Origin of the sequence: Paenibacillus sp. TAF43_2 (assembly GCF_052113545.1) — a bacterium.
Classification (GTDB): domain Bacteria; phylum Bacillota; class Bacilli; order Paenibacillales; family Paenibacillaceae; genus Pristimantibacillus.
Window position 1 is genome coordinate 1 of the sequence record NZ_JBFRDK010000111.1, and the last position, 22,123, is coordinate 22,123.

General features: G+C 48.9%; 19 protein-coding genes, 1 pseudogene and 1 riboswitch. Of the genes and pseudogenes, 16 read left to right on the forward strand and 4 right to left on the reverse strand.

Annotation, left to right across the window (positions count from 1 at the left end):
* Positions 1-613, forward strand: a 613-nt coding sequence (locus AB4Z17_RS21435; protein WP_441961950.1) for a DMT family transporter, incomplete at its 5' end; no start/stop codon positions are given.
* Positions 614-657: 44 nt separating this feature from the next.
* Positions 658-1,620: a metallophosphoesterase family protein gene (locus AB4Z17_RS21440; RefSeq protein WP_441961952.1), complete on the forward strand. Its 963-nt coding sequence runs from the start codon at positions 658-660 to the stop codon at positions 1,618-1,620.
* Between the two features lie 169 nt (positions 1,621-1,789).
* On the opposite strand, the gene AB4Z17_RS21445 is transcribed toward AB4Z17_RS21440, so the two are convergent.
* From AB4Z17_RS21445 to AB4Z17_RS21455, 3 genes are all read right to left on the reverse strand, one after another.
* Complete coding sequence (locus tag AB4Z17_RS21445; RefSeq protein ID WP_441961954.1) at positions 1,790-2,734, reverse strand: proline dehydrogenase family protein; 945 nt, start codon at positions 2,732-2,734, stop codon at positions 1,790-1,792.
* A 100-nt stretch (positions 2,735-2,834) separates the two neighbouring features.
* Complete coding sequence (locus AB4Z17_RS21450) at positions 2,835-3,911, reverse strand: phosphodiester glycosidase family protein (protein WP_441961956.1); 1,077 nt, start codon at positions 3,909-3,911, stop codon at positions 2,835-2,837.
* Positions 3,908-4,339, reverse strand: coding sequence for a hypothetical protein (locus tag AB4Z17_RS21455; protein ID WP_339206942.1), 432 nt, complete (start codon positions 4,337-4,339; stop codon positions 3,908-3,910). Before AB4Z17_RS21455 ends, AB4Z17_RS21450 begins: the two co-directional genes overlap by 4 nt.
* Positions 4,340-4,601: 262 nt before the next feature.
* Between AB4Z17_RS21455 and AB4Z17_RS21460 the strand changes: the two genes are divergently transcribed.
* The 3 genes from AB4Z17_RS21460 (at position 4,602) to AB4Z17_RS21470 (ending at position 8,083) form a co-directional block, all read left to right on the forward strand.
* Positions 4,602-6,359 (forward strand): stalk domain-containing protein, encoded by a 1,758-nt coding sequence (locus AB4Z17_RS21460; protein ID WP_441961958.1) that lies wholly within the window; start codon positions 4,602-4,604, stop codon positions 6,357-6,359.
* Positions 6,360-6,479: 120 nt separating this feature from the next.
* Entirely contained in the window at positions 6,480-7,466 is a 987-nt protein-coding gene (msrA, locus tag AB4Z17_RS21465) for a peptide-methionine (S)-S-oxide reductase MsrA (RefSeq protein WP_083682630.1), read from the forward strand.
* 47 nt (positions 7,467-7,513) lie between these two features.
* Positions 7,514-8,083, forward strand: coding sequence for a nitroreductase family protein (locus AB4Z17_RS21470; protein WP_441961960.1), 570 nt, complete (start codon positions 7,514-7,516; stop codon positions 8,081-8,083).
* A 76-nt stretch (positions 8,084-8,159) separates the two neighbouring features.
* Here AB4Z17_RS21470 and AB4Z17_RS21475 read toward each other — a convergent pair whose 3' ends face one another.
* Complete coding sequence (locus AB4Z17_RS21475) at positions 8,160-9,437, reverse strand: LysM peptidoglycan-binding domain-containing protein (protein ID WP_441961961.1); 1,278 nt, start codon at positions 9,435-9,437, stop codon at positions 8,160-8,162.
* A 472-nt stretch (positions 9,438-9,909) separates the two neighbouring features.
* Positions 9,910-10,009, forward strand: a riboswitch (purine riboswitch).
* A gap of 320 nt (positions 10,010-10,329) precedes the next feature.
* Between AB4Z17_RS21475 and purE the strand changes: the two genes are divergently transcribed.
* The 11 genes and pseudogenes from purE to purH form a co-directional block, all read left to right on the forward strand.
* Entirely contained in the window at positions 10,330-10,815 is a 486-nt protein-coding gene (gene purE, locus AB4Z17_RS21480; RefSeq protein WP_441961963.1) for a 5-(carboxyamino)imidazole ribonucleotide mutase, read from the forward strand.
* Positions 10,812-11,987, forward strand: coding sequence for a 5-(carboxyamino)imidazole ribonucleotide synthase (purK, locus tag AB4Z17_RS21485; protein WP_441961965.1), 1,176 nt, complete (start codon positions 10,812-10,814; stop codon positions 11,985-11,987). The genes purE and purK overlap by 4 nt, the downstream gene beginning before the upstream one ends.
* A gap of 7 nt (positions 11,988-11,994) precedes the next feature.
* A complete protein-coding gene (gene purB / locus AB4Z17_RS21490) occupies positions 11,995-13,290 on the forward strand; it encodes an adenylosuccinate lyase (RefSeq protein ID WP_076271100.1) in 1,296 nt (431 codons plus the stop codon).
* A gap of 15 nt (positions 13,291-13,305) precedes the next feature.
* The gene (locus AB4Z17_RS21495; protein ID WP_441961967.1) at positions 13,306-14,202 is read left to right on the forward strand and encodes a phosphoribosylaminoimidazolesuccinocarboxamide synthase; all 897 of its coding nucleotides are present in this window, start codon (positions 13,306-13,308) and stop codon (positions 14,200-14,202) included.
* Positions 14,203-15,181: 979 nt separating this feature from the next.
* A complete protein-coding gene (purS, locus tag AB4Z17_RS21500; protein WP_175598164.1) occupies positions 15,182-15,427 on the forward strand; it encodes a phosphoribosylformylglycinamidine synthase subunit PurS in 246 nt (81 codons plus the stop codon).
* Between the two features lie 4 nt (positions 15,428-15,431).
* On the forward strand, positions 15,432-16,127 hold the full coding sequence (gene purQ / locus AB4Z17_RS21505) for a phosphoribosylformylglycinamidine synthase subunit PurQ (protein WP_076271098.1): 696 nt from the start codon (positions 15,432-15,434) through the stop codon (positions 16,125-16,127).
* Positions 16,105-18,351 carry a phosphoribosylformylglycinamidine synthase subunit PurL gene (gene purL, locus AB4Z17_RS21510; RefSeq protein WP_441961969.1) on the forward strand — a complete coding sequence of 749 codons (2,247 nt, stop codon included), beginning with the start codon at positions 16,105-16,107 and terminating at the stop codon, positions 18,349-18,351. Before purQ ends, purL begins: the two co-directional genes overlap by 23 nt.
* Positions 18,333-19,817, forward strand: a complete 1,485-nt coding sequence (purF, locus tag AB4Z17_RS21515; protein WP_441961971.1) for an amidophosphoribosyltransferase — start codon at positions 18,333-18,335, stop codon at positions 19,815-19,817. The genes purL and purF overlap by 19 nt, the downstream gene beginning before the upstream one ends.
* Positions 19,818-19,882: 65 nt before the next feature.
* Entirely contained in the window at positions 19,883-20,926 is a 1,044-nt protein-coding gene (purM, locus tag AB4Z17_RS21520) for a phosphoribosylformylglycinamidine cyclo-ligase (RefSeq protein WP_441884063.1), read from the forward strand.
* Positions 20,926-21,537, forward strand: coding sequence for a phosphoribosylglycinamide formyltransferase (gene purN, locus AB4Z17_RS21525; RefSeq protein ID WP_441961973.1), 612 nt, complete (start codon positions 20,926-20,928; stop codon positions 21,535-21,537). The genes purM and purN overlap by 1 nt, the downstream gene beginning before the upstream one ends.
* Before the next feature lie 93 nt (positions 21,538-21,630).
* A pseudogene (purH, locus tag AB4Z17_RS21530) lies at positions 21,631-22,123 on the forward strand (bifunctional phosphoribosylaminoimidazolecarboxamide formyltransferase/IMP cyclohydrolase); the annotation flags it as partial.

Consider the following 22,123-nt stretch of genomic DNA (forward strand, 5'->3'; position numbering starts at 1 on the left):
CACCTATAATGCTGGAGATTTATCGCAAGTGTATCCGATCATGCGGGGGACACCAACCTTGCTTATCCCAGCCATCGGCGTATTGCTATTAAAAGAGACATTGCCTTTGTGGGGCTGGATCGGACTCAGCTTTATGCTGATCGGGTTCATCGTCATGATCGGAAGATCTTCGGGCAAAGGGCATCAGCAGTCTTTCTATAAGCCTGTACTGCTGGCGATGAGCGTTGGGCTATGCATTACCACTTACACGCTTATCGATAAAGTGAATTTACAGCATCTCTCTCCCCTTGCGCTGCTTGAGGTGACGAATATCGGTTTTGTACTCGGACTGACGCCTGCTGTTCTTCGCTCTAAACGGCTTAAGCATGTTATTCGCACTCATATCAATATTATCTGGATTGGCGCTATCTTGTCTCCGGGCTCGTACTTGTTGTTTTTGTTTGCAGCCAGAAATGCCAATATATCAACAGTTGCGCCTATGCGCGAGGTGGGAATCGTGTTTGGCACGCTCCTTGGTCTATTTGTTTTAAAAGAGTCGCAAGGGACTCGCAGAATTACAGCTTCGATCGCTGTAGTTATGGGCATCATTATGATTGCGTCATCAGGGCATTAAACAATAGCACCTGAATACCTAATGGAGAGGGAGTAAGGATGAGGATGGAAAACGCCAAAAAGCTTCGTTTTCGCAAAGACGGCACTTTTACAATTGTCCAGTTCACAGATATTCATTGGCAGGACGGATCGGACTTAGATTTGCGTTCCAAGGCTGCGATGGAGCTTGTACTTGAGGCTGAACAACCGGATTTTGTTATGTTTACAGGAGATGTCATTTTCACGGGCAGAGGTTCAGACGGAGCAGTCTTATGCCAAGATCCGCTTCAAGCGTTTCGCGACGCGGTTGCCGCTGCCGAGCAGAGAGGCATTCCGTGGGGAATCGTATTCGGCAACCACGATACGGAGAACGATATTACCCGCGATGACCTGATGGGCGAGGTGCTAAAGCACGCTCATACGTTTGCCGAGCCGGGACCGCGTGATATCCATGGCACAGGCAACTATGCGTTGCCTGTACTTGGGTCTGACAACGATCAAGCGGCCGCTGTGCTTTACTGCCTGGATTCCGGCGATTATTCCAAGCTGCCTGGCGTACCCGGCTACGATTGGATTCAGCATGATCAAGTGCAGTGGTACATGGAGCAATCCAAGGCGTGGAAAGCTCGTCATCAGGGCGCTGCATTGCCGGCACTCGCATTCTTTCATATCCCTTTGCCTGAGTACCAAGAAGTGTGGGACCGGGAAGTGTGCTATGGCCATAAACATGAGGGGGTATGCGCCGCGCAGACGCAAGCAGGTTTCTTCTCAGCGATGTTGGCACAGGGAGACGTGATTGCAGCTTTTTGCGGCCATGACCACACGAACGACTATTGGGGAGAGCTTTACGGGATTCGCCTTTATTACGGACGAGCAACAGGATACAACACTTACGGCAAGGAAGGCTTCCCGCGGGGTGCCCGCGTGATCCGCTTGACCGAAAACGAACGGAACGTGGAATCATGGCTGCGTCTTGATGACGGCACGGTCGCCCTGCATCAGCCGGAGCATCAGCCGGAAATCGGTTAATACAAGCACTTATAATTCAATCGCCCGAAGAAGCAAAGATGTCCCGAATATTCTTAGGAATCCGGGACATCTTTTTTTGCGGAAATCATTTCTATTGATGTTCAGGTAGAGGAATTAGATCGATAGAAAAAAACAGTCGAGCAGGCAAAGCTATCCTGCTCGACTGTTTTTACTTAGGGGATGCCTTCTTTAGACCGGACATGTTTTTAAGAACGAGCATAAGGTTTGCAGGTTTCTCGGCAAGCCGGCGGGTGAAGTAGGGGTACCACATGGCGCCGTAAGGAACGTAACAGCGGATGCGGTAGCCTTCCTTTGCGAGCTTCGCCTGTTCATTCATGCGGAGACCGTAGAGCATTTGGAACTCGAAGGCGCTTTTGGCAATACGGTTCGTGCGCGCATAAGCTTTTACCCAGCTAATGATAGCATCATCATGTGAGGCAATGGCGGTATAGATGCCTTTGTCCAAATGAGCCTTGATCATTCTTTTGAAATTGTCGATGACCTCGTTTTTATCTTGATAGGCGACCTCACTCGATTCTTTGTAGGCGCCTTTAACGAGTCGCAAGCTTATGCGTGCTTGAAGCATATCGTTAACATCCTGCTCCGTTCGGAATAGGTAAGCCTGCAGCACGGTGCCGACATTGGTTAAGCCTTCTTTGTGGAGCCTTTTAACGATATCGATTGTAGCTTGCGTGTAAGGCGTATTTTCCATATCAATTCGAACGAAGTTTCGATGGCGCCTCGCATGCTTGACTACGTCTCGAATGTTGGCGTAACAAGCCGCTTGGTCAAGAGCGAGACCCATTTGAGTAGGCTTCAGCGATACATGAGAATTAGCTTTTCGATCAGCTATGCCTTCGATCAGCTTCAAATATTGATCTCTGTATGCTGATGCCTCGCTTAAGTCCTGTATGCCTTCGCCAAGATGATCAAGCGTTGCCATAATGCCTAGCTTGCCCAGCTTCTCGAGCTCAAGCAAAGCCTCTTCAAGCGTCTCCCCCGCAATAAATCGGCTCGCGAGTTTTTTTCCATACGTAGTTGAAAGCTTTTCTACCAGCGGAATGCCTGTAATCGTCAATAATGATTTGCGGTACCATTTCGATCCAATGCCCATTCGTGCTGCTCCTTTCCGAAGAACAGTAGTAGGGGTCAAAGCTTAGGAGTTCGATAATAGTATATTCAGAAATCATCTTCATCGCGCTATGCAGGCCTAATTATTTAAATAACAAAAAGTGCGTCGGCAGCTTGCGAAGCTGTCCGTCGGAAGGCTTATTAATGACTCTTCCGTTAAAAATGAGCGAGGACGAGCCGCCGCCATCCAGGTTGTAGCCGTCAACGGCGCCATAGCGCTGCAGCAATAGCTGCATTTCACCAAGCGTAGCCCCTGAGCTGCCAGATTCGTTGTAGCCGTCAGCTACAAGAAACAGCAGCTGATCATCCTTGAAATTAGCAATGACGGTCCGTGGCGCGCGTTTTGGACTCGTCTGCCATTTGGCTGGAATCGGTTGTGGAGATCCGCCGCGCAGCAGTACAGGAACAAAGGATGCACCGAATTTCGGTTTTTTGGCATCCAGCTGTTGTTTGCTTGCGAATTTTCCGCCGATGAGCTCATTTTGCTCGTTTAACCCTACAAAAAACAAATCCGCACGCGGCGGCTCAAAGCTTGTCACGTAATCTCCGTCCACAATGGTTGTGCTTAGCGGATATCTTTTGCCTCGTCCATCTGCAAAGCCGCCTGCATTAATGCCAGCAACAGCTCCATGCCGGTTGACTGCAGCGAGCGTAGTCTCCGCTTGTCCAAGCTCTTCACCGCCGAGCGACATCGTCATCGCATCTTTGCTCTTAAGCTTCACCTTGAGCGCGTACGCCGAGAAGTTTTCTGCTTTTATGTAGAAAAGCTGTGCTCTTAGCTTGTCCGATTCAATCGTACCGGCGACCTTGCCAAGCTTGCTCGTAATATTGCGGTCGTAAATTTGCAAAGGCCTCATTGCCTGGGATGCAGCCATAGAAGATATCTTTGCCATATCGGCATTCGTTTCTTTGTACAGCTTCAGCTGTCTTTGAATGGACTCTCGTGTTTGTGATGCGGTCTCCTGTGCGAGGTCAAGGCCGGCAGCAGCATGCTTAATATCGGATTCGGGAAGCCTTGTTTGCTCGGTAATGGGCTTAGGAAAAGCCTCAGCAGATAATTGAATAACGATATCGGATAATAGCAGCCAGATCATAATGCCTAGAAATGGTGCACAAGCGAGCAGTGCAGTTCGATTTAACGCTTTGACGGTTATATTCATTTAAGCACGTCCAAGCTCTTCTGCAGCTCATTGAGCTGCTTTTTCACTTCATTCAGCTGCGTATACAGCTTGTTGCTGTTGTCCGTTTTGGAAGCGGCGTTGTCCTTCGTGAACGTAAGCAGTTCATTCAGCGCATCGACTTTTGCCTTTAGCTCAGCAAGATCTGCGGTGTAGTCGGTTTCGAGCTTCAGCATGCGAGCCTCATAAGCTTGCTGCATAGCCGCAATTTGGCCAGCGGTTTGCTGCTCCAAGTTTGCGGATAACGTCTGCTGAATCCGTTCGGTATACCATTTGGCGCCCAATATGCCGGAGCATATAATAATGACCCATATGCAGACAAAAAGAAGGAAGGTACGGTTTCCTTTCTTTCTGCGTGTTTTCTTATCGAATTGGCTGGCAGTGCGTTGTTCCAAAATTAAATCACTCATTCTATTCATTCACCTCTCTTGATAGTCACTTGCACGAAAGATCGGATGAACGAACTGCTAGCAAGGGTACATAGATTAGACTTCAATTGCTCCTAAATAGTTGCGGATGTCATCTTATTGTAACAAAGACAAACGTAGATGTCCTTTGCGATAGATGGGAATTTCCTGTAAATTTCAAATCGGACCGGAACATTCTCCCTCCTTTCGGCGTCTAACCATAAGGGATGCGGCAGCCGATGCCGCAAATTGGAAGGAGATCAAGATGAAAACACATAATTGGTTTAAGCAAATGACTAAGCGAGTTCTCATAGCAGGCTTACTCGTTTCGCTGGCAGGTACTGGATTTGGAGTGAAGGAGGAAGCTAATGCAGCTGAGCGTCAGCCGATAAAGGTTGTGTTTGTGCATGGTTCGAAAAAAATGACTGTAAACGGCAAGGCACAGCAAATGACGGCGCCGCTGCCGGTAGTAAAGGGAGTTACGATGATTCCTGTTCGGACGATTGCTACTTCCGTTGGGGCAAGCGTTTATGCTGATAGTAAAGGCACTCATATCGATACGTATTTCAACAAAGTTACACTGAACAATAATATGCGCGGTGCGAATCGCAACGGAAGCTACGTTGTACTGCCTAATGCAGCTACACAAATTAATGGAACGATGCATGTGCCTTTATCAGCAGTCAAGCTGCTGTGGAATGCGACATATGTGTTTAATGCACAGCTTAAGCAAATTACCATAACGATTCAGCCGGAGCCAAACGTGCCGCCAGTAGCCCGCTTCGAAGCTCCGTATGAGGTGAAGCTCGGGGAGCCGATCGAATTTAAGGATTTGAGTTACGACCCTGATGGCAAAATCGTGAAGACAGAGTGGACCGGTCGTAAAAGTACATATTTTGAGCCAGGTGTTTATACCGTTACTCAAAGTGTCTACGACAATGATGGCGCACGAAGTGAAGTCGTATCTCAAGATATCCGTGTAACAGAAGAGGTTATGTATACGCCTTATGAATACTACATGCGTTATGGTAACCCGGGCGATAAATTTGAAGTGGACGGGAAACTGATGAACACCTTCAAAGAGGTGGATACAATTGAGTCCAAAGGCGGCCGCACATTGTATATGTCGAATGCGCCGGAACGTTTCTTTGGAGAAGGTTTGCTGTACGAAGACACACTGAATGATGCAAGTCGTTTATTCCTTCATCACCGCAACGGCTCTGACGAGCGATTGAAGCTGGCGGTTGTAGTTACGAATAACGAAAGCGAAAGCGTAAAGCTGACGATTGGCAACCGCGGCCTTGCTGGACCAAGCGTCAGTGCTATGCAATTTGGATCGGCTGCAGTGGCTAGATATTTTGCAAGCTCACAGCCGCGCGAGATGATTATTGAGCCTGGCACTTCCGCTGTGCTGCTGCCGGAGCTTGAGAAAATTATTATGAATCCAGACGAAGGTTTCTCGGGCTTGCTTGATGTCGATATGGACGGAAAGCTGACATTTTCCACGATGGCTCTTAAAGTAGACACCGACCCGATTAGTGCAGTGTCTATGGTTACTGAGCTGGAGAAGGTCGGAAATCGCGGCAAGTTCTTCGATACCGATCAATATATTGAAGTGAATGAGAAGGTTGGCGTTACAGAAAGCAAGCTGCGTTTAGGTCAACGTGGTCCTGCTATGGCAGGTGTAGATGCATTGACAGGCGGAATGACTATTAACGGCGGGGAATATGGTGCCGTAACGACCGTAAAGCTCAAAAATGTCGCTTGGGGTACACGGATTATTCTTAATCCTCGAGCGGGAATTTTCCAAGGCGCAGTTAGTGTAAATGGAAAAGTGGTTTACGTCCCTTCAGGCGGTCATGTGAAGGTAGGCGAAGGAGCATTGATCTATACGCAGCCGAATCAACCCGCTGGAGCAGCAGGCATGCAGCCTGCGCCAGAAGTAACGATTCAGTATTCATCACCGGGCGCAAGCTCATTACCGATCTTATTCGTATTTTTTCCAGGCTCGGACTTTAAATAACCAATAGAAGGAGGAAACGTCGCTGCCAAGCGATGTTTCCTCCTTTTTTTGTTGTTAGCCCATCTAGTATTGTATAATAGAGATTCATTATTATTTGAACCAACTAGGAGGATGATCAGCATGGATCAACCAATTACAAATAACGGCGCGAGCCGAAAAGAAGCAAAAGCCATGTTCGCAGGAGGCTGCTTCTGGTGCATGGTATCGCCATTCGAGGAAATGCCGGGAATTATATCGGTCGTATCCGGATATACGGGTGGACATACGGTAAACCCAACGTATCAGGAAGTATGCTCGGAGACGACAGGTCATGCGGAAGCGGTACAAATTACGTATGATCCTGCGATCTTCCCTTATGAGAAGCTGCTTGATATTTTTTGGAAGCAAATCGACCCTACGGATGCAGGCGGTCAGTTCCATGATCGCGGGGAATCTTATCGGACAGGTATTTATTATTATGATGAAGAGCAGCGCGAGCTGGCGGAAGCTTCTAGACAAGAGCTTGAAGCTAGCGGTCGCTTCGACCGGCCAATCGTAACGGAAATCGAACCGGCGCAAGCTTTTTATCCGGCAGAGGACTATCACCAGGGCTATCACAAATCGAATCCGTATCGTTACAAAATGTATCGTAAAGGCTCTGGCCGCGACGCTTTTATTTCACAAAACTGGGCGATTAAGAAAGATCCTGCAGAATTGAAGCAGCGTCTTACGCCGATCCAGTATGAAGTCACACAAAACAGTGGAACAGAACGTCCATTTACAGGGGAGTATTGGGATCACACCGAGGATGGCATTTATGTAGATATCGTTTCTGGGGAGCCGCTATTCAGCTCACGCGATAAGTACGATGCTGGCTGCGGTTGGCCGAGCTTCACGAAGCCGCTGCAAGCAGCAGCTGTTTCTGAGCATACGGACTCCTCGCATTATATGGTACGGGTCGAGGTTCGCAGCAAAGAGGGCGATTCTCATCTCGGTCATGTATTTGATGATGGACCGCAGCCGACGGGGCTTCGTTATTGCATCAATTCCGCCTCACTGCGTTTTATCGGCAAGGATAAGCTGGAGGAAGAAGGATACGGCGAATATTTGCATCTGTTTGAGCAATAAGTTTTTAAGCATCTTATTATAGGCATTTGGGTGGAGGAGAAGCTGAAATGAACATAGAAGAAGCGATTCGCACGAGAAGAACGATTGGAAGAGTGAAGAAGGACCCTGTTGACCGTGCGCTTATTGAACGGTTGTTGGATGCAGCTGTTTGGGCGCCTAGCCATCATAATACGCAGCCTTGGTCATTTATTGTGATGACGGGTGAAGGCAGAGGGCGGCTTGCAGAAGGATATGCGCGTGTATCCGCGGCCGCTGTTCCTGAGCTGAGCGGACAGCCGCTTGAGGATCGTTTGGCTAAAGAACGCACCAAAGCATTCCGTGCCCCAGTCATTATTGCTGCAGTATGCTCACCGTCGGATGATCCGCGCGCTGTACTGGCAGAGGAGCTTGCTGCTGCTCAAGCAGCGGTGCAAAATTTGCTGCTTGCAGCACATGCGAATGGACTTGGGGCGATATGGCGTTCGGGCGATCCAATGTACCACCCGATTATGAAAGAAACATTCGGCCTGCGTGAACAGGATCAAATCGTAGGTTTTATTTACCTRGGGTATCCGGATATGACGGCTCCAGAGCCGCAGCGCATACCTGCCACTGCAAAAACGGTGTGGTTGGTTTAATAAATAAATAAGAAGGCCGTACCGTTCGATTATGCCGAACGATACGGTCTTCTTTTTATCTGTATTAAATTATTAATTATATGAGCTTTTTCACTTTAAAATTGGCTTGCAGCACATACCAGTTTTGCGGGAACGGTACGCCGAGTACCCAATAGCCGATGCCGCGAAGCTTATATATTTTGACAAGATTGAATTTGGCCTGAACGCTGCGTGCATCCTCATACCAGACGACATGCTCTCGGCCTTCCTTGTCGTAATAGTTATAGTAAGGTGATTGTCCCTCATCATCATATTGAATGGTGGCTCCGTAAGTATTCGCACGAATTACCGCTTCATGCGGACTGATCGTCGGTGCCCACTTTCCGCCTTGGACGTAGGGAAGTGTCCAATCGTAGCCATACAAAGGCATGCCCATTACGATTTTTTGGGGAGGAATAACGCTGAGGGCATATTGCAGCACCTTGTTGACCTCGTTCAGCGGAGCGACGGCTCGCGGCGGCCCGCCCGACCAGCCCCATTCATAGGTCATGAGAATAACAAAATCGGCGATGCGGCCTAGAGCCTGGTAATCATGCGCTTCATATAGCGTGCCTGCTTGGTCGGACTTCAGCTTGGGTGCGAGGCAAACGGATACGAGATAATTTTCCGGGTGCAGGCTGTCGACGAGCCTTTGAATAAAATGTTGAAATAACTCACGATCGGCAGGCGGAACATATTCGAAATCAACATTGAGCGCTAGATAACCTTTCTGCTTCATCATAACGAGAATGCTCGTTATGAGCTTTTGTTGAAGCCCGGCATCTGCGAGCACCGCATGGGCAGCATCAGGACTGAATGTGCCGTTTTCGAAATTAGTCAGAACCATCATAGGCGTAGCTTGTGTCTCGTAGGCTGCATTTATAATAGCTGAATCATCTAAAAGCGTAAAAGTACCGTCAGCCTGTACACGGTAACTGAATGGGTTTAAATAGGTTAGATGTTGACCAATGTCCTCAATTAAACGAACACCGGCAGCGTCAAATTTCTGTGTATAGGCGTTTACTTCAATTGTTGGCCGCACGGTTTGAGGAATAACGAGTGTTTGCCCCGGGTAAATAAGGGCGGGATTAGAGATTTTATTTATTTTCGCGAGCTCCTGCAGTGTAACGCCATATCGCTGGGCGATTAGCCAGAGCGATTCACCGTAATGTACTTTATGAGTGCTTGCATCAGTTGGAATAATAAGCGCCTGACCAATAACGAGTACGTTTGGGTCGCTAAGGCCGTTTGCATCTGTGATGTCGCTTATCGACAAATCGTATATTTGAGAAAGCTTATAGATGGAATCTCCTTTTTGCACGACATGAATATGCACCCTATTCGAGCCTCCCTTTTAAAATGATTAGCTATTGCGGTCTCGGCTGCGGTGCCTGCCTGAATGCTAAGAAAAGACTCTTTTATAATGTATTCATTACATGGCTCTCGCATTCGAATGGGAATGATAAGGAAGAGGCCAAAGAAAAAGTACGACAGCCAATGCGAATGGGGGTTGTACAGAATAGTAAAGAAGGTAAGTTTAGGGAATGATCAGGTGCGATACACCTAAATATGGTTATTTCATACGGGATTTCCGATTATTTTGTTCAAAAAAACGAACCTTTATAAAACATTCTCTTTTAATGTTCGTATTTCATTGACAGTGGTTTAGGGATTAGATAAACTAGAATAGGTTTGAGGCGGAATTGTCCGCTGGAACGTATTGCTGTTTGTTCTTAAGGCTAGAGTGAACAGAGACGTTTTTGAAAAATTAGAGCTGAAATTTATGGATGAATACAAATATCTTCCTACTATTTCATTTAAAGTTTACTCGTATATATTCGGGATCAGGCCTGAATGTTTCTACCCGAGAACCTTAATTTTCGGACTACGAGCAAAATGAGACGATAAGCGATATCGAATCGTAAGGTTTCGGATCGCCATAAAGCAAATGCAAGTCTGCAAAGTGCCTTGTTAGTTGGACACTGGTTGCCTCCTTTACGGGGCAGCCTTCTGTTGTCTTTTCGGCTCTGCAGCACGATTTGTCTCGTCCTCATTGAAGTGAAGCTTGATTGGCCATGGATTCGCATGAATACCGGTCTGTGCTTCCGCTCCGGTCCTGCGGCATCCCCATTCTTATGGCTGCTGAAGGGCCTTTTCTATTTTAAATGTGTTGTTTTATAGGATGCTTGATCATTAATTATCTTATAGATGAAAGTGGGTTTGAACGCATGTCTGCGAAGGTTGGCGTCATCATGGGCAGCAAATCGGATTGGGACACAATGAAATTAGCTTGCGACGTACTAGAGGAATTGCAAATTCCTTATGAGAAAAAAGTCGTTTCCGCGCATCGGACACCGGATTTAATGTTCGAGTATGCAGAAACTGCAGTAGAACGAGGGCTTAAGGTAATTATTGCCGGAGCCGGCGGAGCTGCACATTTGCCCGGCATGGTCGCTGCTAAGACGATTTTGCCGGTTATTGGCGTTCCCGTGAAGTCCTCGAATTTGAGCGGACTTGATTCCTTGCTCTCCATCGTTCAAATGCCTGGCGGCATTCCAGTAGCTACGGTAGCCATTGGCAATGCAGGCGGAACGAATGCTGGACTGCTCGCGGCACAAATGCTGGGAGCGTTTGATCCCGAGGTGCAAGCGCGTGTAATCRCACGTCGCGAGCGTGTAAAGCAGGAAGTGCTGGAAAGCAGTGAGACGTTATGAGTCAAAAAACGGACAAGCAAACGATTCAGACGCTGTTGCCGGGCAGTACGATCGGCATATTAGGCGGCGGGCAGCTTGGACGAATGATGGCGAATGCAGGCAGCGCGATGGGGTATCGCTTCATTGCTCTTGATCCAACGCCGGATGCTCCGACTGGACAAGTAGCAGAGCAAATCGTCGCAGCTTACGACAATCACGATGCAGCGAGGGAGCTTGCAAAACGATCGGATGTCATCACATACGAATTCGAGAATGTGGACGCAGATGTAGCAGCGATGCTGATGGCAGAGTCTTATGTGCCGCAGGGAAGTGAGCTGCTGTATACAACGCAGCATCGGCTTCGCGAGAAGCGGGCGATTGAAGCAGCTGGCGTACGTGTTGCCCCTTACCGCGAGATTCGCAGCGTAGAAGAGCTGCGCGAGGCTGTTGCCGCTTTTGGAACACCTTGCGTATTGAAAACAGCTATGGGCGGTTACGATGGCAAAGGCCAATGGGTCATTCGCAGCGAAAGCGAAATAGAAGAAGCGTATGAGACCTTAGCACGAGCGCGCGTCCAACTGGTGCTTGAGCAGTTCATTCGTTTTGATAAGGAAATATCAGTTATAGCGGCGAGAAGTCCGCAGGGTGAGATCAAGGTTTTCCCTGTCGCGGAAAACATACACGTCGATAATATATTGCATTTGTCTATCGTGCCAGCAAGAATTACGGAGGATTTGCAGCAGCAAGCAGAACGGCTTGCAGAGCGTATCGCTGAGGGATTAGGCGTAGTTGGTCTAATTGCAGTAGAGCTGTTCGTTACAGCGGATGGTGAGCTGTTCGTAAATGAGCTTGCACCACGCCCGCATAACAGCGGTCACTACACGATGGAAGCTTGCAGGACGTCACAGTTCGAGCAGCATGTACGCGCAGTGTGCAATTTGCCGCTCGGAGATACGACGCTTATGAGTCCTGTTGTTATGGTGAACGTGCTGGGTGAGCATGTCGCACCGCTTCTAGAGCTTACAGCTCGCGCGGATGAAGCGGCTAAGCGCTTGAAGGTCGCTCCGAAATTGCATTTGTACGGGAAAAAGGAAGCTGTTGTGAAGCGGAAGATGGGCCATGTCAATGTTTTGACAGAAACGACGGATGCTGCGCTGAGCTGGATCGAAGAAACAACTATTTGGAAGGTGTGAAGCAATCATGTTAGATCGTTACAGCAGACCGGAAATGAGAGCTATTTGGACAGAGGAAAATAAATTCAGAGCATGGCTGGAAGTTGAGCTTTGCGCATGCGAGGCTTGGTCTGAGCTAGGCGTTATTCCGAAGGAAGATGTTGTCGCGCTTCGCGCATCAGCTGATTTTGATATCGACCGGATTTATGAAATTGAGCAGGACACTCGTCATGACGTTATCGCGTTTACACGCGCCGTATCTGAGAAAGCAGGCCCTGAAGGCAAATGGGTGCATTACGGCCTTACTTCTACGGACGTTGTAGATACAGCTATCGGTTATTTGCTTCTTCAAGCTAACGCGATTCTTGTTAAAGATATCGAACGTTTTATCGAAATTCTTAAGAACAAAGCATTGCAATACAAGGATACGCCGATGATGGGCCGTACGCATGGCGTACACGCGCAACCAACAACCTTCGGTCTGAAAATGGCGCTTTGGTATGAGGAAATGAAGCGCAACCTGGAGCGTTTCCACCATGCGGCGAACAACGTGCAGTTCGGTAAAATGTCCGGTGCGGTAGGTACATTCGCAGATATCGATCCTTTTGTTGAAGAATTTGTATGCAAAAAGCTTGGCATTACCGCAGCTCCAATCTCAACACAAACATTGCAGCGTGACCGTCACGCTGAATATATGGCGACTCTTGCACTCGTAGCCTCTTCGCTTGATAAATTTGCAACGGAAATTCGCGCTTTGCAGAAGAGTGAGTTCCGTGAAGTAGAAGAAGCGTTCGCAAAAGGTCAAAAAGGTTCATCCGCAATGCCGCACAAACGCAACCCAATCGGCTGCGAGAACATTTCCGGTTTGTCCCGCGTTATTCGCGGACATATGGTTACAGCTTATGAGAACATTGCCCTTTGGCATGAACGCGATATTAGCCACTCGTCTGTTGAACGTATTATTTTGCCGGATGCAACGATGCTGCTTAACTACATGCTGAACCGTTTGGGCAACATCATCAACAACCTGACCGTGTTCCCGGAAAACATGAAGCGCAACATGCAAGCGACATACGGCGTCCCATTCTCTGGCCGCGTATTGACGAAGCTGATCGACAAAGGCTTCAGCCGTGAGAAAGCATATGACACGGTTCAACCGCGTGCAATGCAGGCATGGGAAACAAAACGTCAATTCCGCGAACTCATTGGCGAGACAGAGGAAATTACAAGCGTGCTGACGACAGAGGAAATCGATGATTGCTTCGATCCAGCTTGGCATCTGAAGCATGTTGATACGATTTTCACACGTCTTGGATTGATTTAAGGGGAGGCTGGCCTGATGACTGCACCATCGCAAGCTCTATCGACAGCTGTCGATTATATTAAAGCTCCGCTGATTTACAAAGGAAAGGTTCGCGAGCTGTACGATCTGGGCGAGCATTTCCTCATCGTCGTCACCGACCGCATTTCCGCATTCGACTACGTGCTTGACCCGGCGGTGCCTGACAAGGGCAATGTGCTGAACCGTTTGTCCGCTTACTGGTTCGAGCAAACCGCTGACATTCAAGTGAACCACGTCGTTCATACCGATGTGGAGAAGCTTGGCGGTCTCGTAACCGAGCCGGAGCTGCTCAAAAACCGGATTATGGTTACTCGCAAAGCGGAGCGCATCGATATCGAATGTGTGGTTCGCGGCTATATCACTGGCGGCGGCTGGAGACAGTATCAGCAAACGTCAGCGATTAACGGTATAGAGCTTCCAGCGGGACTCCGCAAAAACGAACGTTTTCCTGCTCCAATCTTTACGCCGGCAGCGAAAAACGACGTCGGTCACGACGAGGACATCCCATTTGAGAAAATGGCTGAAATGGTCGGTGCTGCGCTTGCTGAGGAGCTTCGTGACCGCAGCATCAAGCTGTACGAATACGCTCATGGCTATTGCGCAGAGCATGGCATCATCCTTGCCGATTGCAAATTTGAGTTTGGGCTCATCGACGGCAAAGTGATCTTGATCGACGAAATTTTCACGCCTGACTCYTCCCGCTTCTGGGCGGAAGACAATTATGCGTTGGATATCGAGATCGACAGCATGGACAAAGAGCCGGTACGCACGTACCTGCTAGGCTCAGATTGGGATCGCGACAGCAAGCCAGCACCGCTGCCGGACTTCGTAGTAGCTGAAACAACGTCCCGCTACCGCGACATCTACCGCCGTCTTACTGGCGTAGAGCTTTAGGAAGCTTTGTAAGCTGAGTGAGGAACGGGAAAAACGGGCGTTAAATGCTGTGAAATCGAGCTAGGACACCGAAATTGATGCAAATAACGCCCAAAATTCCCGCTAATCGCAGCAAATTAGCTTTAAGAGTTGGATTAACGGGAAAAACGGGCGTTAAATGCTGCAAAATCGAGCTAGGACGCCGAARTTGAKGCAAATAACGCCTAAAACTCCCGCTAWTCGCAGCAAAYYAGCTTTAATAGTTGGATTAAMGGGAAAAAMRGGCGTTAAATGCTGCTAAACCGAGCTAGGACGCCGAAGTTGAKGCAAATAACGCCTAAAACTCCCGCTAATCGCAGCAAATCAGCTTTAATAGTTGGATTAACGKGAAAAAAGGGCGTTAAATGCTAAAAAATCGAGTTAGGACGCCGAAATTAGTAAAATTAACGCCCAAAATTCCCGCTAATCGCAGCAAATTAGGTTTTAGGCTTGATTTAACGGTAGGAATTCCCGTTATATTAAAATCCGCCGCTGAAAGCCGGATGGAATCACTTTAACAACGTCGAGCGAGAGCGATGACGCTGACATAGGGGTGCTGAAGCGAACGCCGCTTAGGCAGGCAGTCAGCGAGAGCGCTGCTGCACCCCATAAACTTTAACCTGAGCGCGAAAGTGCAAGGTTGCAATGCATTACTGACAGGCAGCATAGTCACAGGCCAGTCAAATAGGAATCAAGCGGCCAGCGATAGCGCGGTCGCCAAACAAAACTTCACCGACCACCCTCGCAAAGGTTTTATCTCAAAATGTGTGAGCTCGGAGAGCGGGAAGTTGTTGCTGGAGAGCGACAGCGATCGCTTCTTGAAGCCGGGAAATTACCGCAAAGCGTGTAATCAGAATTTCCCGACTTCGAAAGCGGCGTAAGCAATAACTCCCGCGCCCGAGCGGCAATCACATTTTGACGAAAATCTGCTGCGAGAAAAAACCCACATTTTCAGGAGGCTATTATGAAGGCAACCGTCTACGTCACTATCAAGCAAAACGTTTTGGATCCACAAGGAACCGCTGTACAAGGAGCGCTTCACACACTTGGTTTCTCTGAAGTCGAAAAAGTACGCATCGGCAAATATTTGGAGCTTGAGCTTGATACGACTGACCGCGCAGAAGCGGAAGTACGCATTAAAGCTATGTGCGAGAAGCTGTTTGCGAACACGGTTGTAGAAGATTTCCGTTTTGAGCTGGAGGGATAGGGCGATGAAGTTTGCAGTACTTGTATTTCCAGGCTCCAACTGTGACATCGATTGCTACAAAGCAGTCGAAGACACGATCGGACAGTCGGTTGACTACGTATGGCACACAGCTACAGACTTGTCTTCTTATGATGCGATTCTAGTACCTGGAGGCTTCTCTTACGGCGATTACCTGCGCTGCGGCGCAATTGCGCAATTCGCTGCTGTTATGGCGGAAGTGCAAAAAGCAGCCGAAGCAGGCAAATATATTCTAGGCATTTGCAACGGATTCCAAATCTTGACGGAGGCTGGCCTTCTGCCAGGCGCCTTGATTCGCAACAACGGACTGAAGTTCCGCTGCCATCAAGCGCCGCTTGAAGTGGTAAACAACAACACAGCATTTACCAACCAATATTCGCAAGGTGAAATTATAAATATTCCAATCGCACACGGCGAAGGCAACTACTATTGCGACGACGCAACGCTTGCTGAGCTTAAAGCGAACGATCAAATTATTTTCCGCTACGCGGGCGACACAAATCCGAACGGTTCTGTAGAGAACATTGCGGGCATTAGCAACAAAGCAGGTAACGTAGTAGGCATGATGCCGCATCCAGAGCGTGCAGTTGATCAATTGCTTGGCTCGGAAGACGGCAAACGGATGTTTACATCGATTTTGAATGCATGGAGGGAACAACATGGCGCAGCAGTTAACAGCTAAGGAACCGACAGCGGAGCAAATTGCCGAGCAAAAAATTTACAGCCAGTTTGGTGTATCCGATTATGAATTTGAGCTCATTTGCGGCTTTCTTGGCCGTAAGCCAAACTACACGGAGATCGGCGTATTCAGCGTTATGTGGTCAGAGCATTGCTCTTACAAAAACTCCAAGCCTATTTTGAAAAAATTCCCGATCACAGGACCTCGCGTTCTCATGGGACCGGGCGAAGGCGCGGGTATCGTCGATATCGGCGACAACCAAGCGGTTGTATTCAAAATCGAATCGCATAACCATCCATCAGCGGTTGAGCCTTACCAAGGCGCTGCAACTGGCGTAGGCGGCATTATCCGTGACATTTTCTCCATGGGCGCACGCCCAATCGCATTGCTGAACAGCTTGCGTTTTGGCCGTCTTGAAAATGAGCGCGTTAAATATTTGTTTGAGCACGTCGTTAGCGGAATTGCTGGCTACGGCAACTGTATCGGTATTCCGACAGTTGCGGGCGAGGTTATGTTCGATGAGAGCTACGAGGGCAATCCGCTCGTTAACGCGATGTGCGTTGGTCTAATCGATCATGATAAAATTCAGCGTGGTGTCGCAAAAGGGGTAGGCAACCCTGTATTCTACGTTGGTCCTGCTACTGGCCGCGACGGTATTCACGGTGCTACTTTTGCATCGGTTGAGCTTTCCGAGGAATCAGAAGAAAAGCGTACAGCTGTTCAAGTCGGCGATCCATTCATGGAGAAGCTGGTTATGGAAGCAACGCTTGAGCTGATCAACTCCGGTATCGTTCTTGGTATTCAAGACATGGGCGCAGCGGGTCTTACTTGCTCCAGTGCTGAGATGGCTTCGAAAGCTGGCAACGGCCTTGAGCTTTACCTTGATGAGGTACCACAGCGTGAAACAGGCATGACGCCTTATGAAATGATGCTTTCCGAGTCGCAAGAGCGTATGCTCTTCGTCGTAGAGCCGCAGCATGAAGCGCAAGCGAAGGAAATCTTTGATCGTTGGGGCATTATTTGCGCCAAAGTAGGTAAAGTAACGGATGACGGTCGTCTTCGTTTGTTCCACCAAGGCCAAGAGGTTGCCGATATGCCGGTTAAAGCACTCGTTGACGAGTGCCCTGTATACGACAAACCATCGAAAGAGCCTGCATACTACAGCGAGAATGCCGCAGTAGATACAGCAGCTTATGAAGAAGTAACGGATTTGACTGGCGCGCTCGAGAAGGTTCTTGCTTCCCCTACAGTTGCCAGCAAAGAGTGGGTTTACAATCAATATGACTACATGGTTCGTACATCGACAGCTGTTCAACCTGGCTCCGATGCGGCAGTCGTGACGATTCGCGGCACGCGCAAGGCGCTTGCGATGACAACGGATTGCAACGGACGTTACGTATATCTAGATCCAGAAGTAGGCGGACGTATTGCGGTGGCAGAAGCTGCACGTAATATCGTGTGCTCAGGCGCTGAGCCGCTTGCTGTAACTGACAACCTTAACTTTGGTAACCCTGAGAAGCCAGAAGTATTCTGGCAGCTTGAGAAATCGGCAGACGGGATGTCCGAGGCTTGCGTCGTGCTTAACACACCGGTTATCGGCGGTAACGTAAGCTTGTACAATGAGAACGCTAAGGGTGCTATTTACCCAACGCCAGTAATCGGTATGGTCGGTCTTGTACACGACATTGATCACATCACAACGCAAGGCTTCAAAGCTGAGGGCGACGTTATTATTCTCGTAGGCGAAACAAAAGCGGAAATGGGCGGAAGCGAATTCCAGTACGTTACGCAAGGCGCTGCTGCTGGCCGTCCTCCAGAAATCGATCTTGCTACAGAGAAGAAGGTTTTGGATGCTGTCCTTGGCGCGATTCAAAAAGGTCTCGTAGCATCGGCTCATGACTTGTCCGAAGGCGGTATTGCGGTAGCTGTTGCAGAATCATGCATTAGCGGACGTCTAGGCGCAGAAGTGGCATTGTCATCAGATCTACGTGCTGATCACCTATTGTTCAGCGAATCGCAATCCCGTATCTTGCTGTCGGCTAAGCCGGATCAAGCAGCGGCATTGCAAGCATGGCTTACAGAGCAAGGCGTTGTTCATGCACAAGTTGGTAACGTTAAAGGCAGCAGCCTGACCATAAGCGTAAACGGAAAATCCGGCATTCAGGCGCCGGTAACACAACTGGAGAAGGTCTGGAAGGATGCGATTCCATGTCTGATGAACAAATAAGACAGGAACCTTTGTTATGGACGGGCGACCACTATAACGAAGGTATTGGCCGTGACGATATGTTTGATAAATTGCGTGAGGAATGTGGCGTTTTCGGGGTTTTTAATCTCCCCGAAGCGTCCAACCTGTCCTATTATGGTCTTCATGCGCTTCAGCATCGCGGTGAGGAAAGTGCGGGAATCTGTACGGTTGATACGAAAAATGGCAATAAGTTCGCTTATCACCGCGGTATGGGTCTCGTAAAAGAAGTATTCAACAAGGAAAATCTCGATATGCTTGCCGGGGACCGCTCTATCGGCCATGTACGTTATTCGACAGCGGGAGAAAGTAAGCTTGCGAACGCACAGCCGCTTATTTTCCGCTATCGCGACGGTGACCTTGCGGTTGCTACAAACGGCAATATCGTGAATGCGCCGGAAATTCGCCGTGAGCTTGAGATGTCCGGCTCGATCTTCCAAACGTCCAGCGATACGGAAGTTATCGCGCATCTTATTGCACGTTCATCGAAGGATTTCGAGACGGCTGCGAAGGAAGCACTGCAGCGCATCATTGGCGGATTTGCTTTCTTGATTATGACGAACGACAAGCTGCTCGTTGCAGCTGATCCGCATGCTCTTCGTCCGCTTGTTATGGGCCGTATTGGCGAAGGTTATGTATTCTCGTCGGAGTCTTGTGCATTTGAGACAATTGGTGCCGTGTATGAGCGCGATGTACAGCCTGGCGAATTGCTAATTCTCGATGCAGACGGCATGCGCGAGGAACGTTACGCGGAGGTTGACCGCCGCGCAACTTGTGCGATGGAGTATATTTATTTTGCCCGTCCTGATAGTGATATCAATGGCATTAATATTCATATGGCCCGCAAACGGATGGGTCGCCAGCTTGCTTCCGAATCTTTTGTTGATGCGGATATCGTAACGGGTGTGCCGGATTCGAGTATTTCAGCAGCAATTGGATATGCGGAGCAAACCGGTATTCCATACGAGCTTGGCCTTATCAAAAACAAATATACTGGCCGGACATTCATCCAGCCTTCTCAAGAGCTTCGCGAGAAGGGTGTAAAAATGAAGCTGTCTGCCGTTCGTAAAGTGGTGGAAGGCAAACGTGTCGTTATGATTGATGATTCAATCGTTCGGGGCACAACATCGCTGCGGATCGTAAACCTGCTTCGTGAAGCTGGAGCGACTGAGGTGCATGTGCGCATCACATCGCCGCCTTTCAAAAACCCATGTTACTACGGAATTGATACTCCTGACCGCAAAGAGCTAATCGCTWCTTCAAGGACAGTAGAGGAAATCCGCAAGCAAATTAATGCTGATTCATTATCTTTTATAAGCAATGAAGGTTTTGTTGAGTCTGTTGGCGGCAATGATGGGGCTTATAATCGCGGCATGTGTCTAGCTTGCTTCGATAATGACTACCCAACACCAGTTAACGAAGAATCAGACAAAAGCTGCAGCTGTTAATAACATAAATGATTAACCTCATGGAGCGATTGCTGCTCCTAAATTAGTTAAGGAGTTGACCGAGAGTGTCAGAAGCGTACAAAAAAGCCGGCGTCGATATCGCGGCAGGCAACGAAGCGGTTGAACGGATGAAGAAGCACGTAAAACGGACTTACCGTCCAGAGGTGCTGGCAGAGCTTGGCGGCTTTGGCGGTCTGTTCAGCCTTAACAAGGACAAGTACGATGAGCCTGTACTCGTGTCTGGAACAGATGGCGTCGGAACGAAGCTGAAGCTTGCTTTTGCCATGGACAAGCATGACACGATCGGCATTGATGCCGTAGCCATGTGCGTGAATGATATTATCGTACAAGGCGCGGAGCCGTTGTTCTTCCTTGATTACTTGGCATGCGACAAGGTCGTTCCTGAGAAAATCGAAGCGATCGTTAAAGGTATTGCAGAAGGCTGCGTACAAGCTGGCTGTTCACTCATCGGCGGCGAAACAGCTGAAATGCCTGGCATGTATCAAGGCGGAGAATATGATATCGCTGGTTTTACAGTAGGGATTGTGGATAAGAAAAAAATGATCGACGGATCAACTATCGCTGCTGGCGATGCGGTTATCGGTTTTGCTTCCAGCGGTATTCACAGCAACGGCTTCTCGCTCGTTCGCCGCTTGCTGCTTGAGGACGCAGGTTATTCGCTTGATCAAGAGCTTGAAGAGCTTGGCGGCGCGAAGCTAGGCGATGTGCTGATTGAGCCAACACGCATCTACGTGAAATCGGCGCTTAAGCTGGTTGAGCAAGTGGAAGTGAAGGGCATGGCGCATATTACTGGCGGCGGCTTTATCGAGAACATTCCGCGGGTACTTCCTGACGGCGTGAACGTTGATGTGGAATACGGCTCATGGCCGATTTTGCCAATCTTCGATTTGATGCAAAATAAAGGCGCGATTACGAATCGTGATATGTTCACGACTTTCAATATGGGTATTGGTCTAGTTGTTGTTGTTCCAGCTGATCAAGCAAATGAAGCTCTTCGCATCGCTTCTGAGCTTGGTGAGCAGGCTTACCGTATCGGAACGGTTACGGAAGGAAGCCGCATCGTGACGTTTACGGGAGCGGAAGTATAATGGGAGCACTTCGCATCGCTGTTTTCGCTTCGGGACAAGGTACGAATTTCCAAGCGATTGTAGATGCGGTGCAGGAAGGGAAGCTCGATGTAACCATCGAGCTTCTTGTTTGTGACAAGCCTGCCGCTCCCGTTGTGGAGCGCGCACGGAAGGCAGGTGTGGACACGTTCCTGTTCACGCCGAAGGAATACCTGTCTCGCGAAGCTTATGAGACGGAAATTATCGCTGAGCTAGCGCGGCGCGGCGTGGAGCTGATCGTACTTGCAGGCTACATGCGCATTATTACGCCTTTGCTGGTTGAGCCGTTTTATGGTCGAATGATTAATATTCATCCGGCGCTGCTGCCGGCATTCCCCGGCGTGAATGGCATAGGACAGGCGCTTGCGTACGGCGTGAAGCTGACTGGCGTCACCGTTCACTACGTGGACGGCGGCATGGACAGCGGACCAATTATCGCGCAGCAGGCAGTCGAAGTGCTTGAAGGAGATACGGAAGATTCGCTCGCGGTGCGTATTCACGCAGCCGAGCAGGCACTGCTGCCCGCAGTTATTCAGCATATCGCGAAGGGTCGCATCACACTGAATGGTCGTCATGTGACAGTAAATGGCTAATCGTTTATTGAAATAAGAGCTAATATCGGCAAGTGTGGATGCAGTATTTGGAGAAGAGAAATTGTTTGGTCAAATAGATGAGGAGGGATTTGCATGGCAATTCGCAGAGCGTTAATTAGTGTTTCGGATAAGTCAGGAATCGTGGAGTTTTCTAGAGAACTGGCTAGCCAAGGTGTGCAAATTATTTCGACGGGCGGTACATTCAGCCTGCTGCAAAAGGAAGGCATTCCGGTTATCGGTATTTCCGATGTAACGGGCTTCCCGGAGGTTTTGGATGGTCGTGTCAAAACGCTTCACCCGGCCGTACATAGCGGCTTGCTCGCGGTGCGTGACAATGAAGAGCATCAGAACACGATGAAGGAGCTTGGCCTGGATTACATCGACCTCGTTGTCGTTAACTTGTATCCGTTCAAAGAAACGATCGCGAAACCTGATGTTTCCTATGAGGATGCGATCGAAAATATCGATATCGGCGGCCCGACGATGCTTCGTTCAGCTGCCAAAAACCACGCATTCGTAACGGTTGTAGTAGATACAGCCGACTACGGCACGGTAATTGAGGAATTGAAAGCACAAGGCGATACGA